The following is a 15,046-nucleotide window of genomic DNA, read 5'->3' on the forward strand; positions in this document are numbered from 1 at the left end:
ACCGCCGGGCAGCCGGGAAGCGCGGGCCAACCCGGCAGCGCTGGCGGCGCCGATGGCGCGGGCGGTGCCGGCGGTGGCGGTGGTGCGGGCGGCGCCGGGGGCACGGGCGGACAGCCCTAGCAGCGGGTCGGCTGTCGCTGCAGCGCAGGCGGTTTCCGTCTTGCTTGGGTAGCGCTTCGGTGAAAGTTGCGTAGTCGACTACCCCAGTCGAGCCACGTCAGCGACCCTAGTTTGTTGGTAGGCAGATCGCGAACTCCCAACGGGGAGTGTGTGTTAGGGCTTCTGCCGCATCAATTCACCACAAGGGGTAATCATGGAACTGAAAGGCAAACTCCACCGCGTCACCGACTTGAAGAAGTTTGTGGCCAGTTTCGTCAAGACGGGCGGTAAACCGACGGAGGGCTTCGCCCCGATGGGCAAGACTCGCGTCCATCTGGCCACCGACTTGCCCGCAGGCAAGTTCGGCGGCAGCCTGCCCCCGTCCATGTCGTTCAAGACCGACTCGAATTCCGTTGGGGAGTTCTCGTTCTCGGTGCCCGACGGCTTCAAGGGGTTCCGTGGGCAGATCATCGCTTTCCGCACCTCCACCATGGCGGCGCCGCTGCCGGGAATGCCCCCGATACCTGTGCTTGATCCGATCTACCGGTGCGCGCCGTTCAAGTTCAGCGATGTGTCGTCGCAGGAACAGGCCACGGTGCAGAAGATCTACATTGCGCAGGAGACGACGCCGAACGATTCGGGCATCTCCCAGCAGGAGTTGAACGCCGAGATCTCGGGGCTCAAGAGCAAGCTGGCGCTGGACAGCTTGAAGGCCACCATCCTCAGTAACCGCGTGAGCGTCCATGCGACGAAATCCGGTGGCGATGTGAAGTTCTCGGCATTCGTCCGCGGCTCCACGTCGGACGATCTGGAGCGGGTGATCGAGGTCAAGGCGGGGGAGATCGACATCGACCTGCCGGGACCGGACTTCATCGTGGGCCTTTGTGTGGACGAGGACGAGATCGAGTCGCAGATCCGCAAGGGGCTGTCCGGGCTCTCCAAGAAGATCAGCCAGACGCTGCTCGCGGAATTCGAGAAGAAGGCGCCAGGCGTCGAGAACGTCGCGGCCGTCTCCGTGTGGAGAACACGGTTCGTCCAGACCGGCACGAAGACGATCAAGGTTCCTGGCACCAACCAGACGGTGCAGGTACCCGTGATGTCGGTGGTGCCGGACGCAGCGGCCGGTGTGCCGCGAAAGCTGTACTGACACAGCGAGGTGACGAGGCCGCTGCGGGCGAATCCACAGCGGCCTCGCCATCCAGACGGGCGCGGGTCAAACTGGTGGTCATGGCGTACCTCAAGCCTCCGTGGTTCACCCGCGCGGTGTTCAACAAGATCGCGATGGCGACCGGGATGAGTAACACCGAGAAGCTGACCGTGAGCAGGCGCCGAAGCAAGCGGCGGCAGGAAATCCCGGTCGTCACCGTGGATGTCGGCGGCGCCAAGTACCTCGTGTCAACCCGCGGCGAAGCCGAGTGGGTCAAGAATGTCCGGGCCGACCCGAATGTGGTGATCGGTGCGACGGCATACGTCGCGCGCGAGATTCCCGAACAGGACCGGCGACCGGTGCTCACCGCGTACCGCCAGAAGGCCGGCCGCGCGGTGGAAGGCTACTTTCGGAAGCTACCGCGCGACGTCGACCATCCCGTCTTCGTCGTCACACCGAAAGGATGACCCGACGGGTACGTCGAGGGCGTCGTTGAGGTAGTGCGCTACCCCATAGCCGGCGACCTGACGACGGACGCCGCGATGGCCGCGCGCCAGCGGCATGACCAAAAATCCGCTCCGGCAGCAACGTTCTCCGCGCCGAACCCGCCCAGAAGTCCGCAGCGACTGGGGTAGTCGTTTACGCCAGCCGCCTGGCCGCAGCAGACCTAGCGTCCCTGCTAGGAGGTGCCGTGATGGGTAACGCAAAATATGTCGGCCGCGTCGGTGCGCTGGCGGTAGCGCTGGGCATTGGGGCGGCAGTGGCCGCCACCCCGTGGGTAGCAGTCGCAGAGCCGTCGACCGACTCCTCGGCGGCGTCGGATTCCTCGCCTGCATCGGAGTCCGCGTCCAAAGACGACTCGAAACCAGCCACGTCGCGGGGCGTTTCGCGCAGCGTTGTCAAGAAGAAGCAGACAACCGGCGCCAAGGCGAACGCGTCGGCCAACGATGACGTCGCGGCTGACAAGGCGACACGGCACGCCACGGACCGCAAACCCGCCACGAAATCGAGGGGCGCCACCCGCCAAGCCAAGCGACCGCAGGCAGAGCCCGTCGCTGCCGCGCCCACGGAGGTCACACTGGCTGCGCCACCTTCGATGGGACAAGCGGATGCCGTTGAGAAGCAACTCCTTCCGACGGCACCCGCGCGACCCGCGCCGGCGCAGTCACCGCTGTGGGGCGTTTTGGAGTTGGCGCGTCGCCAGGTCCGGCACACGTTGTTCAACCGGACCCCGACCGTCGACTACCACCCGTTGGACAACAGCCAATTGACCGACGGGGTGATCACCGGAAACCTCCATGCGGTCGATCCCGACGGGGATCCGTTGGCGTTCAACGTCACCCAAGAGCCCGAACACGGCACCGTGGTGGTCAACCGCGACGGCACCTTCACCTACACCCCCGACGACGAGTTCGGTCGGATCGGCAGCGACTCGTTCACCGTCTCCGTCGACGACTCCGTCGCCTACCGGCTGGCCGGCCCGGTCGGGATCGTGCTGGACGCGCTGCACCGCGGCGCCCAGATCTTCGGCCTCTCCGGCCAGGACACCATCAATTCCCATCCGACGGTCAAAGCGACCCCGCAGGTGTTCATCGAAGTCGGGCCTCAACCCGCCGACGTTGCCGTCAGCCCCGACGGCGCCACCGCCTACGTCGTCAACCAGGGTGACAACACCGTTTCGGTGATCGACACGGCCACCAACACCGTCAGCCACACCGTGGCCGTTGGCGACAATTCGGTAGCTGTGGCGGCCAGCCCCGACGGTTCCCGCGTCTATGTGGTCAACCGCTTCGACGATTCGGTGTCGGTGATCGACACCGCGACCAACACCGTCACTGGCACCATCCCGGTCGGTTTCCTCCCCGGTGGTTTGGCGTTGAGTCCGAACGGCACGATCCTGTACGTCGCGAACAGCCAGGACCAGACTGTGATGAAGATCAACACCAACACCCAGACGGTTGTTGCCACCATCAGCGTCGTCGGCTTTCCGCAGGGCGTGGCCGTCAGCCCGGACGGCAGCCGCGTGTATGTCACCTGCGAGGGCCTCGGCGGTCAACAGGGTGTGGGCACGCTGGCGGTGATCGAAACCACCAACAACACGGTCATCGGCATCATCCCCGTCGGCGAATTCTTCCCGCGGGGCGTCGCGGTCACCCCGGACGGCTCCCGGGTCTATGTGGCCAACGACGACGGGCTGTGGGTGATCGACACGGCCTCCCTGACTGCCATAACGACCGTCCCCGTCGGTGCGGGCGCTGGCGTGGCCGTCAGCCCGGACGGCAAACGCGTGTACGTCGCCAACTACGACGAGGACACGATGTCGGTCATCAGCACTGTGAGCAACACCGTCACGTCCACGATCGCCGTTGGCAACTCCCCGCGTGGGGTCGCGGTCGGCTCCGACGGCCGCATCTACGTCACCAACGCAGGCGAGCACACCCTGTTCGTGCGAGGCTGACCCGAGCGCTGACCACTACACCCTGTAGTTGACCTGATCCGCGGGGCTGGAACACTAGAGGTCATGCACCGCACCGACCTGTCCGCGAAGCTGTTCAGCGACGCGTGCGCCGTGATCCCCGGCGGGGTGAACTCGCCGGTCAGGGCCTTTTCCTCGGTCGGCGGCACCCCGCGCTTCATCACCTCCGCGGCGGGCTACTGGTTGACCGACGCCGACGACAACCGCTACGTCGACCTGGTCTGTTCGTGGGGACCGATGATCCTCGGCCACGCGCACCCCGCCGTGGTCGAGGCCGTGCAGCGGGTCGCCGCCGACGGTCTGTCCTTCGGCGCGCCGACGCCATCGGAGACCGAACTCGCCGGGGAGATCATCAGCCGCGTCGCGCCGGTCGAACGGCTGCGCATGGTCAACTCCGGCACCGAGGCCACGATGAGCGCCATCCGGTTGGCCCGCGGCTACACCGGCCGCGCCAAGATCGTCAAGTTCTCCGGCTGCTACCACGGCCACAGCGACGCGCTGCTCGCCGACGCCGGTTCGGGGGTGGCCACCCTCGGCCTGCCGTCCTCACCGGGAGTGACGGGCGCCGCCACCGCCGACACCATCGTGTTGCCCTACAACAACATTCCGGCCGTCGAAGAGGTCTTCGGGCAGTTCGGCGACGAGATCGCCTGCGTCATCACCGAAGCCAGTCCCGGCAACATGGGCACCGTCGCGCCGCTGGGCGGTTTCAACGCAGCGCTACGCCGCATCACTGCCGCCCACGGCGCACTGCTGATCTCCGACGAGGTGATGACCGGCTTCCGGGTCAGCCGATCCGGTTGGTACGGCATCGATCCCGTCGACGCGGACCTGTTCACCTTCGGCAAGGTGATGAGCGGTGGCCTGCCCGCCGCCGCGTTCGGCGGCCGCGCCGAGGTGATGGAACGTCTCGCGCCGCTGGGCCCGGTCTACCAGGCAGGCACCCTGTCCGGTAACCCGGTCGCGATGGCCGCGGGCCTTGCCACACTGCGCGCCGCCGACGACGCTGCGTACGCCGCACTGGACGCCAACGCCGACCGGCTGACCGCGCTGATGAAGACGGCGCTCACCGAAGCCGGTGTGGCGCATCAGGTTCAGCGTGCGGGCAACATGCTCAGCGTGTTCTTCACCGACGAGCCCGTCCACGACTTCGCGTCCGCCCGCGCCACCGAGACGTGGCGGTTCCCGGCGTTCTTCCACGCATTGCTCGATGCCGGTGTCTACCCGCCGCCGAGCGCATTCGAAACCTGGTTCGTCTCAGCGGTTCTCGACGACGAGGCGTTCGAGCGCATCGCCGACGCCCTTCCCGGTGCCGCGCGCGCGGCCGCGGAAGCGAAGAAGCCTGCATGACGGAGAAAACCATCGTGCACGTGATGCGGCACGGCGAGGTGCACAACCCGGAGAAGATCCTGTACGGCAGGCTGCCGAACTACCATCTCTCCGAACGCGGGCGTGCACAGGCGCAGGCCGTCGCGGACTGGCTGGCGTTACGTGACGTCGTCTACGTCGTCGCCTCGCCGCTGGAGCGCGCGCAGGAGACCGCCGAGCCGATAGCGGCCGCCCGCGGCCTGTCGATCGACACCGACGACGACCTGATCGAGTCGACGAACATCTTTCAAGGGCAACGGGTCTCGCCCGGTGACGGTGCCCTGCGCGATCCCCGCAACTGGTGGTATCTGCGCAATCCGCGCAGCCCGTCCTGGGGCGAGCCGTACGCCGACATCGCCGCGCGCATGACGGCGGCGCTGCACAGGGCAAGGGCCAAGGCGGCCGGGCACGAGGCGGTTTGCGTCAGTCATCAGCTGCCGGTGGAGACCCTCCGCAGGGCGGTGACGGGCCAACCGCTGCACCACTTCCCGACCCGCCGGATGTGCAATCTGGCCTCGGTCACCTCCTTCTACTTCCACGGCGACGCCTATGTCGGCTGGGGATACTCGGAGCTGGCAGGGCAGTGAAGTGGCTGGTGGCCCTGGCAAGCGCGGCGGTGGTCGCGCTCGCTGGCTGCTCCACTGGTGACGACGCCGTCGCGCAGGGCGGCACCTTCGAATTCGTCGCGCCAGGCGGCAAAACCGACATCTTCTACGACCCGCCCGAAAACCGCGGCCGCCCAGGAGCGTTGAAGGGCCCCGAGTTGATGGACCCCGCCAAGACCGTGTCGCTCGACGACTTCGCAGGCAAGGTCGTCGTCGTCAACGTGTGGGGTCAGTGGTGCGGGCCCTGCCGCACCGAGATCACCCAACTGCAGAAGGTGTACGACGCCACCCGCGCCAAGGGGGTCGCGTTCCTCGGCATCGACGTGCGCGACAACAACCGCGACGCCGCACAGGACTTCATCGTCGACCGCAAGGTCACGTTCCCGTCGATCTACGACCCGCCGATGCGCACCATGATCGCGTTCGGCGGTAAATATCCCACCACCGTGATCCCGTCGACCGTCGTGCTGGACCGCCAGCATCGCGTCGCCGCGGTGTTCCTCCGCGAACTGCTCGCCGAGGATCTGCAGCCGGTGGTGGAAAGGCTGGCTGGGGAAAAGGACTCAGCACCGGAGCACCAAAAGGCCGGCGCATGACCGAGTTCACCGAGATCGCCGCGGCAGGACCGGTGCTGCTCGCCGTCGGTGTCAGCATCGCCGCAGGCTTCGTGTCGTTCGCCTCACCGTGCGTCGTGCCGTTGGTGCCGGGCTACCTGTCCTATCTGGCGGCCGTCGTCGGCGTCGAGGACAGGCCGGGTGACGTCGCCGCGGGCACCGCCCGACTCCGTGTCACGGGCGCGGCGCTGCTGTTCGTCGCGGGCTTCACCGCGGTCTTCTTGCTCGGCACCGTCGCGGTGCTGGGGATGACGACGACGCTGATCACCAATCAGCTTCTGCTGCAACGCCTCGGCGGCGTCATCACGATCGTGATGGGTCTGGTGTTCGTCGGGTTCATCCCGGTGCTGCAGCGCGAGGCCCGGTTCACTCCGCGCCAGGTCTCGACGCTCGGCGGGGCTCCGCTGCTTGGCGCGGTCTTCGGTCTGGGCTGGACGCCGTGCCTCGGGCCGACGCTGACGGGCGTGATCGCGGTGGCCTCGGCCACCGACGCGAGCGTGGCCCGCGGCGTGGCACTGGTGATCGCCTACTGCCTCGGGCTGGGAATCCCGTTCGTGCTGTTGGCTTTCGGTTCGGCCCGCGCCGTACAGGGCCTGGGCTGGCTGCGCAAGCACACCCGCGCGATTCAGATCTTCGGCGGCATCCTGCTGATCCTGGTCGGCACCGCGTTGGTGACGGGGCTGTGGAATGACTTCGTGTCCTGGGTGCGTGACGCGTTTGTCAGCGATGTGACGTTGCCGATATGACGAAACTGCTCGCGCTGATCCGGAACACCTGGCGGACCCTGACGTCGATGGGCACCGCGCTGGTGTTGCTGTTCCTGCTGGCGCTGGGCGCCATCCCCGGCGCACTGCTGCCGCAGCGCAGCCTCAACGAATCCAAGGTCGAGCAGTACCTCGCCGAGCACCCGACCATCGGCCCCTGGCTGGACCGCGTGCAGGCCTTCGAGGTGTTCTCGAGTTTCTGGTTCACCTCTGTCTACGTGCTGCTGTTCGTCTCGCTGGTCGGCTGCCTCACTCCACGACTGATCGAGCACGCCCGCAGCCTGCGGGCCACGCCGGTCGCGGCGCCCCGCAACCTGAGTCGGCTGCCCAAACACCACGCCGCCGAGATCAATGCCGACCCGCAACAGTTGACCGACCACGTCAACGGCCAACTGAAGGGCTGGCGCCGCGTCGTCCGCACAGAGGGCGAGGCCACCGAGATCTCTGCGGAAAAAGGCTATCTGCGTGAGTTCGGCAACATCGTCTTCCACTTCTCGCTGCTGGGTCTGCTGGTCGCGGTGGCCGCGGGCAAGCTGTTCGGCTACGAGGGCAACGTGATCGTCGTCGCCGACAAGGGGCCCGGGTTCTGTTCGGCGTCACCCGCGGCGTTCGACTCGTTCCGGGCGGGCAACACCGTCGACGGCACCTCCCTGTACCCGATCTGCTTGCGGGTCAACGACTTCCAGGCGCACTATCTGCCCAGCGGGCAGGCCGTCGGCTTCGCCGCCGACATCGACTACCAGGCGGGCGCCGACCTCGACAGCGACACCTGGCGGCCGTACCACCTGAAGGTCAACGAGCCACTGCGCGTCGGCGGGGACCGGGTGTACCTGCAGGGCCACGGCTACGCCCCGACGTTCACCGTCACGTTCCCCGGCGGGCAGACCCGCACCCAGACGCTGCAGTTCCGGCCCGAGGACCCGATCACCCTGCTGTCCTCGGGCGCGATGCGGTTCGACCCGCCCGGCGGCAGCTACCCCGACCCCGACCAGCGGCGCAAGAACCAGATCGCCATTCAGGGCCTGTTCGCGCCGACCGAACAACTCGACGGCACGCTGCTGTCGTCGAGCTTCCCTGCGATGAACGACCCGGCCGTCGCCATCGACATCTACCAGGGCGACACCGGCCTGGACACCGGCAAGCCGCAGTCGCTGTTCTCACTCGATCCGAAACTCATCGGGCAGAACCGGCTGACCAAGAAGGCCAGGGTGAACCTCAAGGTGGGACAAGAGGTCCGGCTCGACCCTGGTCCCGGGCCTGGCACTGTCGTCCGGTTCGACGGCGCCGTGCCGTTCATCAACGTGCAGGTGTCGCACGACCCGGCCCAGATCTGGGTGCTGGTGTTCGCGCTGACGATGATGGCCGGTCTGCTGGTGTCGCTGGTGGTGCGGCGCCGCCGGGTCTGGGTTCGGCTGACGCCCACGGGTGCAGGTACGGTAAGCGTCGAGCTGGGCGGCTTGGCGCGCACCGACAACTCGGGGTGGGGTGACGAGTTCGAGCGGTTGACGCAACGTCTGTTGGACGTCGACGCCCAGCGGTTGAAGGAGACCGTATGAACACCGAGCACATCGACATCGGGCTGGCGCGCTACTCCGACTGGGCGTTCACCTCGTCGGTCGTCGTGCTGGTGGCCGCGCTGCTGCTGCTCGCCGTCGAACTGGCCTACAGCCGCGGGCGCAAGGTCGAAGCCAGGGAACTGGTCGGAGCCGCAACGGCGGCGACATTCGGCACGGGAGCCGCAACGGCGGCGACGTTCGGCACGGGAGCCGCAACGGCGGCGACATTCGGCACCGGAGCCGCAACGGCGGCGACATTCGGCACGGGAGCCGCAACCGCGGCGACGTTCGGCACGGGGGCCACGGTGGGCGCCGACAGCGTCACCCCTGGGGTCGTCGCCGCGGCGCCGAAGCGCCCGCTCGACGAACGCGCAGGCACCGCCGGGCTGTCGCTGGTCTACGTCGGCATCGGGTTGCTGCTGGCGTGCATCGTGCTGCGTGGCCTGGCCACGTCGCGGGTGCCATGGGGCAACATGTACGAGTTCATCAACCTGACGTGTTTCTCGGGTCTGGTGGCAGGCGCCATCGTGCTGCGCAGGCCGCAGTACCGCGCGCTGTGGGTGTTCGTGTTGGTGCCGGTGCTGATCCTGCTGACGGTGTCGGGTCGCTGGCTCTACACCAACGCCGCCCCGGTGATGCCGGCCCTGCAGTCGTACTGGTTGCCGATCCACGTGTCGGTGGTCAGCCTCGGCTCCGGGGTGTTCCTGGTGGCGGGGGTGGCCAGCATCTTGTTCCTGCTGAAGATGTACCTGCCCGACAACGCTTTCGTGCAACGGCTGCCCGACGCGCAGACGCTGGACCGCATCGCTTATCGGACAACAATTTTCGCGTTTCCGGTGTTCGGGTTCGGCGTCATCTTCGGCGCGATCTGGGCCGAAGAGGCCTGGGGCCGGTACTGGGGCTGGGACCCCAAGGAGACGGTGTCGTTCATCGCGTGGGTGGTCTACGCGGCGTACCTGCACGCACGGTCGACCGCGGGCTGGCGCGACAGGAAGGCCGCATGGATCAACGTCGTCGGGTTCGTCGCGATGGTGTTCAACCTGTTCTTCATCAATCTGGTCACCGTCGGGCTGCATTCGTACGCTGGGGTCGGCTGATAGCGAGAGGGGTACGCGTTGTCTGACCAGTCGGGCGGGTTTCGCTCGCAGCAGCGGTTCAGCGATCCGGCGCAGTCGGTACCGGCCGAGTGGACCGCCCCGACACCGCCGAACGGTTTGCCGCTGGGGCACGCGTCACCTCCACTGGCCCCGCCGCCGGAGCAACCGACGCCGTACTTCGATCTGTCCACCGTCGCGCTGCTGGGGCAACCCAAGCGGGCGCCGTCGGAGGGGTGGCGCAAGTGGCTGTACTTTTCGACGTTCAAACTGCTCAACGTCGGCGAGAGCCCCAAGGTCACCCGCCGCAACGGCCTCGTCGCGCAGGTGCAGCGGCCGCTTCGTGGCTGCTACCGGATCGCGTTGCTGTCACTGAAGGGCGGCGTCGGCAAGACCACGATCACCGCGACGCTCGGGGCCACCTTCGCCTCTGTCCGCGGTGACCGCGTCATCGCCGTCGACGCCAATCCCGACCGCGGCACGCTCAGCCAGAAGGTGCCGCTGGAAACCCCGAACACCGTGCGGCACCTGCTGCGCGACGCCGAGGGGATCGAGGCCTACAGCGACGTCCGCGCCTACACCTCGCAGGGGCCCAGCCGGCTGGAGGTGCTCGCCTCGGAGAGCGATCCCGCGGTGTCGGAGGCGTTCAGTTCCGACGACTATGCGGCCACCCTGGAGGTGCTGGAGCGGTTCTACAGCGTGGTGCTCACCGACTGCGGCACCGGCATGTTGCACTCGGCGATGTCGGCGGTGCTGGACAAGGCCGACGTGCTCGTGGTGGTCAGCAGCGGTTCGGTCGACGGAGCCCGCAGCGCATCGGCCACCCTGGACTGGCTGGACGCGCACGGACATCAGGACATGGTGCGCAACTCGATCGCAGTCATCAACGCGGTGCGGCCCAGGTCAGGGAAGGTCGATCTGAAGAAGGTGGTCGATCACTTCTCGCGGCGGTGCCGCGCCGTCAAACAGGTGCCGTTCGACCCGCATCTCGAGGAGGGCGCGGAGATCAGCCTCGACCGGCTCAAGCCGGAGACCAGGGAGGCATTGCTGGAGTTGGCGGCGGTCGTCGCGGACGGTTTCCCGAGCGACGACCTGAAGCACGTCTGACTAGGGCCGCTCCGGTCGGGGATTGTTGTCCCCGTGGCCGAGCCGCCGCAGAAAATCGGGATCGTCGTCCGGGCCGATCACCCGCGTCTTCGGCCGAGCCGCAGTCATGCGGGTCAGCCGCCAACCGGCGTAGGCCAAACCGCCCAAGACGAGAACAAGGAGCAAATACGCCACCAAAAACCTCCTCTATCTGAATATACGCGCCGTGGGTAGGCTCGGGCCGTGTCTGATCGACCGCCTCGGTCCCGCCTGGTGCTCGACGTGCTGGCCTACGTCGCAGCCCGCCTGCTGCTTGTCGCCGTTCTGACGGCGGTGATCTTCGGTGCCGGACATCTGCTCGGCGTGCGCGATTTTCCGCTCGTGGTGGCGTTGCTGTTCGGTTTGGTGATCGCACTGCCGCTCGGCATCTGGTTGTTCGCCCCACTGCGGCGCCGCGCCACCGCGAGCATCGCCGTCTTCGACGAACGCCGCCGCAAAGACAAGGAGCAGTTGCAGGCCAGGCTGCGTGGTGAAGACACCGACGAACCCTCCGCCGGATGACGGCGCGCGAAGCGTTCGGCGCCGAATTCACCGGAGCGGATGGGTTTCTCAACTCACCCACCTACGGGTTGCCGCCGCAGTTCGTGGTCGACGCGCTGCAGGCCTGCATCGCCGAATGGCAAGCGGGAACCATGGATGTGCCGTCATTCGACGGCCGCGTCGGTGCCGGGCGTGCGGGTTATGCGGCGCTGGCGGGTGTTCCCGTCGCCTCTGTGGCGATGGCGGGCAACGTGTCCGCGGCACTCGGATTGGTGGCGGCGGCGATTCCCGACGGCAGTCGGGTCGCCACCTTGGCGGGCGAATTCACCAGCACCACCTTCCCGTTCGCCGCGCAGGCAAACCGCGGTGTCACGCTCACCGAGTTGACGCCCACGGACCTGATCGCGTCGGCCGCCGACTTCGACGTCGTGACGGCCAGCCTGGTGCAGTCCGCCAACGGCGCCGTACTCGACGTCGGCGCGCTGCGAAACACGTTGGCCGGCAAGGACACACTGACCGTCATCGACGTCACGCAGGCCCTCGGGTGGAAGCAGGTCGACCTCGGCTGGGCCGACGTCACCGTCGCCGCGGTCTACAAATGGTTGCTCGCGCCGAGGGGAACCGCGTGGATGTCGCTGAGCGACAGGGTCAGCCGGTTCGTCACACCACACGCGGCGAACTGGTATGCGGGTGAGGATCCCTGGCAGTCGATCTATGGCCTGCCGTTGCGACTGGCCCACGACGCCAGGCGCTTCGACGTTTCGCCGACGTGGTTCAGCGTGCTCGGGGCCGGGCTGACGTTGCCGTGGCTGGCGACGTTGGACAGCGCGACCGTCGAGTCGCACACGGTCGGATTGGCTCACCGAGCGCAGGCCGAACTCGGCCTCCCACAACATGATTCGGCCATCGTGTCGATACCCATCGCCGACGCGGCCGACAAGCTGGCCGCCGCGGGCATCCGCGCCTCGGTCCGGGCAGGTGCGGTGCGCGTCGGTTTTCATCTGTACAACACCGAAAACGACCTGGACCGGTTACTCGACGCGTTGCGTTCCTAGCCGGCGTCTGGGGGATAACTGCTACCCGCGGATGGGTGACAGCAGCGACGACATTCGCTCCTACCGGGACGATGCTGGATCGCAGATGCTGACAAAGGAGTAGCGCTGATCATGATGATTCGAAGGTTCGTACCGCTGGCGTTGGTGGCAGGTGCGGGCGCCGTGGCGATCGCGGTGGCACCGCTTGCCGAGGCGGCCCCGTCATGCACGTCCACCGGGCTGGCAAGTGTCTGTCAATCCGCCGGGAACACACAAGTCATCGCCACCCCGCCACCGGTCGACTATGGACCCGAGTATCCGTTCCTCGGGAACGTGCTGATCTTCCATCACGACGGCCGTCGCTGACGCCAGTGCGCGAGCGTCATTCGCACTGCAGCGGGATGGTCACCTCCAGGGTCGTCCCACTGCCGAGGGGACTGGAGATGGCCAGCGCACCGGCCAGCGCCTCGACCCGGTCCTTGAGGCCGATCAGCCCGGAGCCCGCCCCGGCCGTCGCACCGCCGATGCCGTCGTCGCTGATCTTCAGGTGCAGATCGAAGTCACCGGCGGTGGCGTACACCTTCACTTCGGAGGCCCGCGCGTGTTTGGCGGCGTTGGTCAGCGCCTCGGCGACGACGTAATAGGCCGCCACTTCAACCGATTCCGGTAACCGGCGATCGACGCTCAGGTCCAGTTCGACCGGCACCGCGGAGCGTCGCGCAAGTGTTTTGATCGCGGGTCCGAGCCCACCTTTGGAAAGGATCGCGGGATGGATGCCTCTGGAGATCTCCTGGAGGTCGGTAGACACCCCGACCAGCCCGTCGACGACGTGGGACAGCCGGTTGCGCAGTTCCTGCTGCTCGGCCGGCACCGCGGCCTCGACCGCACGCAGTTCGAGGCCCAGCGACACGAGTCGCTGCTGGGCGCCGTCGTGGAGGTCTCGTTCGAAACGACGCCTGGCCTGGTCACCGGCGGTGACGATGCGCGCCCTGGACGCGGTGAGTTCCGCGCGGGTCTCGGCGTTGGAGATGGCGGTCGCCACCAGATCCGCGAAATCCCCTATGCGGGCTTCGGTTTCGGCGGGCAGCGGCTCGGTCCGCACCGTCCCGATCACCAGCGCACCCCAGATCGTGCCGTTGATGATGATCGGCGCACCCACCGACGCGTGGATGCCGAGGTGACGCATGCGTTCGGCCGTGGGGCCGACGGCGGATTGGAACGAGTCGACTCGGGCCGGCTGCCCGGTCGCCAGGATCTTCGCCGCCGTGCTGTCACCTTCGAGCGGAAGACGTTCGCCGATGGACATTTTCGTCAGACCGCTGTCGTCGCGGGCGGCCAGCAGCACCAGCGCTTCGCCGGATTCATACCGCAGCAGCAACACATTGTCGATTCCGAGGCCGCGGGACAACTCGGTGACGGCGGCGGGATACACCTGGGCCGGTTCGACGCCGCGCGCCACCAGTGTCGCGACGCGCCGAAGCGCCGCTTGCTGTTCCGCCAGTGCGCTGACCTCGGCGTGGCTGGCCTCGACCATCCGTTGCGCCTCGCGCAACCGGTCCTGCTCGCGGCGGCGGTCGGTGACATCGCGCGCGGCGCCGTACAGCAGCCCGTTCACCGCCACGATGCTCCACTCCAGCCAGCGCACCGCACCGTCGGCGCGCAGACAACGGTTCTCGAATTGCGCCCTGCCGCCACTGCGGGCCAGCGTCTCCACCAACGACGTGGTGCGGTCGCGATCGTCGGGATGGACGAACTCGGTGTAGCGCCGGGACAGCAATTCGGTTCGCGGAGAACCGAATATGCGTTCTGCCGCCGGGTTGACCCTGCGGACTCGTTTGGCGTCGCCGATGAAGAACAGGTCCGAGGTCAGGTCGAAGAACCGTTCGAGTTCCGTACGGCTGGCTTCGAGTTCGGCATTGATGGCTTCGCGATCGCGGGCCGCGGCAAGCAACGCCTCCAGCGAAGGGACCATCCGTTGCACCCGATTTTGCGCCGCCTCCGGCAGGTCCGCGGGCACCGACAACGTGCCGAGCTCGGCGTGCCCGTCGCACAGCAGGAACACCACCGTGTGCTCGGTGGCGTCCACCCTCTCGGTCGCCAGCTTGACGAACGGCAGCCCGAGCACCTGCGCCATCCGCTTGCCCGCGGCGTCCAACGCAGGCCCCAGATCGCCCGCACGCAGCATCAGCCTGGCCAGATCGGCGGCCAGGTCGGCTTCCCGGCGACGCTGCTCCGACTCGGCGGCGCGCAACCGGGCCTGTCCGGCAAGGACGTTGGCCAGCAGCGCCACCGGAAGAAAGATCAGGATCGACACCGCATCCTGTGGATGTCTGGGGATCAGCGTCCCCATCGTCTCCATGTGGAAGTAGACGTAGACCACCGCACTGGCCAGCGACGTGGCCACGGCCAGGCGGAAACCCCACCCGGCCGACACCACCAACACGCCCAACAGGAACAGCGCGCCGAATGCGTTCTCAGGCGCGATCCGGTGCAGCTGTTTGACCAGCAGTGTTTCCGCGGTGATGAACGCGGCGGCCACCAATATGCCCAGCCACAGCGGAGGGGCCGTCGGCCGCACGACAAGCGCCAGCAGCCGCGCATACAGCGAACGTCCAGGTTCGGGCACGCGCGACCGCGGGGAAATGCACTGGTGATTCATCTGG

At 67.4% G+C, this 15,046-nt stretch carries 15 protein-coding genes; 13 read left to right on the forward strand and 2 right to left on the reverse strand.

The genetic code is table 11. The features are described from left to right. Positions 1 to 313 precede the first annotated feature (313 nt). The 10 genes from C1A30_RS07795 (at position 314) to C1A30_RS07850 (ending at position 10,830) form a co-directional block, all read left to right on the forward strand. On the forward strand, positions 314 to 1,246 hold the full coding sequence (locus tag C1A30_RS07795) for a hypothetical protein (RefSeq protein WP_101947727.1): 933 nt from the start codon (positions 314 to 316) through the stop codon (positions 1,244 to 1,246). 80 nt (positions 1,247 to 1,326) lie between these two features. Beyond that, positions 1,327 to 1,713, forward strand: a complete 387-nt coding sequence (locus C1A30_RS07800) for a nitroreductase/quinone reductase family protein (RefSeq protein WP_101947728.1) — start codon at positions 1,327 to 1,329, stop codon at positions 1,711 to 1,713. A 227-nt stretch (positions 1,714 to 1,940) separates the two neighbouring features. Next, the gene (locus C1A30_RS07805) at positions 1,941 to 3,704 is read left to right on the forward strand and encodes a beta-propeller fold lactonase family protein (RefSeq protein WP_101947729.1); all 1,764 of its coding nucleotides are present in this window, start codon (positions 1,941 to 1,943) and stop codon (positions 3,702 to 3,704) included. A 63-nt stretch (positions 3,705 to 3,767) separates the two neighbouring features. Beyond that, positions 3,768 to 5,072, forward strand: a complete 1,305-nt coding sequence (gene hemL / locus C1A30_RS07810; RefSeq protein ID WP_101947730.1) for a glutamate-1-semialdehyde 2,1-aminomutase — start codon at positions 3,768 to 3,770, stop codon at positions 5,070 to 5,072. After that, positions 5,069 to 5,677 (forward strand): histidine phosphatase family protein, encoded by a 609-nt coding sequence (locus tag C1A30_RS07815; RefSeq protein WP_101947731.1) that lies wholly within the window; start codon positions 5,069 to 5,071, stop codon positions 5,675 to 5,677. Before hemL ends, C1A30_RS07815 begins: the two co-directional genes overlap by 4 nt. Further along, on the forward strand, positions 5,674 to 6,291 hold the full coding sequence (locus tag C1A30_RS07820; protein WP_101947732.1) for a TlpA disulfide reductase family protein: 618 nt from the start codon (positions 5,674 to 5,676) through the stop codon (positions 6,289 to 6,291). Before C1A30_RS07815 ends, C1A30_RS07820 begins: the two co-directional genes overlap by 4 nt. After that, positions 6,288 to 7,055 (forward strand): cytochrome c biogenesis CcdA family protein, encoded by a 768-nt coding sequence (locus C1A30_RS07825; RefSeq protein ID WP_101947733.1) that lies wholly within the window; start codon positions 6,288 to 6,290, stop codon positions 7,053 to 7,055. The genes C1A30_RS07820 and C1A30_RS07825 overlap by 4 nt, the downstream gene beginning before the upstream one ends. After that, a complete protein-coding gene (locus tag C1A30_RS07830) occupies positions 7,052 to 8,629 on the forward strand; it encodes a cytochrome c biogenesis protein ResB (protein ID WP_101947734.1) in 1,578 nt (525 codons plus the stop codon). The genes C1A30_RS07825 and C1A30_RS07830 overlap by 4 nt, the downstream gene beginning before the upstream one ends. Further along, entirely contained in the window at positions 8,626 to 9,726 is a 1,101-nt protein-coding gene (gene ccsB / locus C1A30_RS07845) for a c-type cytochrome biogenesis protein CcsB (protein ID WP_235009734.1), read from the forward strand. Before C1A30_RS07830 ends, ccsB begins: the two co-directional genes overlap by 4 nt. An 18-nt stretch (positions 9,727 to 9,744) precedes the next feature. After that, a complete protein-coding gene (locus C1A30_RS07850) occupies positions 9,745 to 10,830 on the forward strand; it encodes a MinD/ParA family protein (RefSeq protein WP_101947735.1) in 1,086 nt (361 codons plus the stop codon). Here C1A30_RS07850 and C1A30_RS35760 read toward each other — a convergent pair whose 3' ends face one another. Then, the gene (locus C1A30_RS35760; RefSeq protein ID WP_200828211.1) at positions 10,831 to 11,004 is read right to left on the reverse strand and encodes a hypothetical protein; all 174 of its coding nucleotides are present in this window, start codon (positions 11,002 to 11,004) and stop codon (positions 10,831 to 10,833) included. 48 nt (positions 11,005 to 11,052) lie between these two features. Here C1A30_RS35760 and C1A30_RS07855 point away from each other — a divergent pair, with 48 nt between their 5' ends. The 3 genes from C1A30_RS07855 (at position 11,053) to C1A30_RS07865 (ending at position 12,749) form a co-directional block, all read left to right on the forward strand. Continuing rightward, the gene (locus C1A30_RS07855) at positions 11,053 to 11,370 is read left to right on the forward strand and encodes a DUF4229 domain-containing protein (protein WP_101947736.1); all 318 of its coding nucleotides are present in this window, start codon (positions 11,053 to 11,055) and stop codon (positions 11,368 to 11,370) included. Then, positions 11,367 to 12,404, forward strand: coding sequence for an aminotransferase class V-fold PLP-dependent enzyme (locus tag C1A30_RS07860; protein WP_101947737.1), 1,038 nt, complete (start codon positions 11,367 to 11,369; stop codon positions 12,402 to 12,404). The genes C1A30_RS07855 and C1A30_RS07860 overlap by 4 nt, the downstream gene beginning before the upstream one ends. A 111-nt stretch (positions 12,405 to 12,515) precedes the next feature. Then, complete coding sequence (locus tag C1A30_RS07865; RefSeq protein ID WP_101947738.1) at positions 12,516 to 12,749, forward strand: hypothetical protein; 234 nt, start codon at positions 12,516 to 12,518, stop codon at positions 12,747 to 12,749. A gap of 16 nt (positions 12,750 to 12,765) precedes the next feature. On the opposite strand, the gene C1A30_RS07870 is transcribed toward C1A30_RS07865, so the two are convergent. Further along, a complete protein-coding gene (locus tag C1A30_RS07870) occupies positions 12,766 to 14,988 on the reverse strand; it encodes a DUF4118 domain-containing protein (protein ID WP_235010028.1) in 2,223 nt (740 codons plus the stop codon). Positions 14,989 to 15,046: the final 58 nt, after the last annotated feature.

Source organism: Mycobacterium sp. 3519A, from assembly GCF_900240945.1.
In the GTDB taxonomy this organism is placed as follows: Bacteria; Actinomycetota; Actinomycetes; order Mycobacteriales; family Mycobacteriaceae; genus Mycobacterium.

What these genes read in the sequence shown, in the direction of transcription:
- C1A30_RS07795 (WP_101947727.1), top strand. Translation starts at nt 314, where the DNA reads ATGGAACTGAAAGGCAAACTCCACCGCGTCACCGACTTGAAGAAGTTT.
- C1A30_RS07800 (WP_101947728.1), top strand. Translation starts at nt 1,327, where the DNA reads ATGGCGTACCTCAAGCCTCCGTGGTTCACCCGCGCGGTGTTCAACAAG.
- C1A30_RS07805 (WP_101947729.1), top strand. Translation starts at nt 1,941, where the DNA reads ATGGGTAACGCAAAATATGTCGGCCGCGTCGGTGCGCTGGCGGTAGCG.
- hemL (WP_101947730.1), top strand. Translation starts at nt 3,768, where the DNA reads ATGCACCGCACCGACCTGTCCGCGAAGCTGTTCAGCGACGCGTGCGCC.
- C1A30_RS07815 (WP_101947731.1), top strand. Translation starts at nt 5,069, where the DNA reads ATGACGGAGAAAACCATCGTGCACGTGATGCGGCACGGCGAGGTGCAC.
- C1A30_RS07825 (WP_101947733.1), top strand. Translation starts at nt 6,288, where the DNA reads ATGACCGAGTTCACCGAGATCGCCGCGGCAGGACCGGTGCTGCTCGCC.
- C1A30_RS07830 (WP_101947734.1), top strand. Translation starts at nt 7,052, where the DNA reads ATGACGAAACTGCTCGCGCTGATCCGGAACACCTGGCGGACCCTGACG.
- ccsB (WP_235009734.1), top strand. Translation starts at nt 8,626, where the DNA reads ATGAACACCGAGCACATCGACATCGGGCTGGCGCGCTACTCCGACTGG.
- C1A30_RS07860 (WP_101947737.1), top strand. Translation starts at nt 11,367, where the DNA reads ATGACGGCGCGCGAAGCGTTCGGCGCCGAATTCACCGGAGCGGATGGG.
- C1A30_RS07865 (WP_101947738.1), top strand. Translation starts at nt 12,516, where the DNA reads ATGATGATTCGAAGGTTCGTACCGCTGGCGTTGGTGGCAGGTGCGGGC.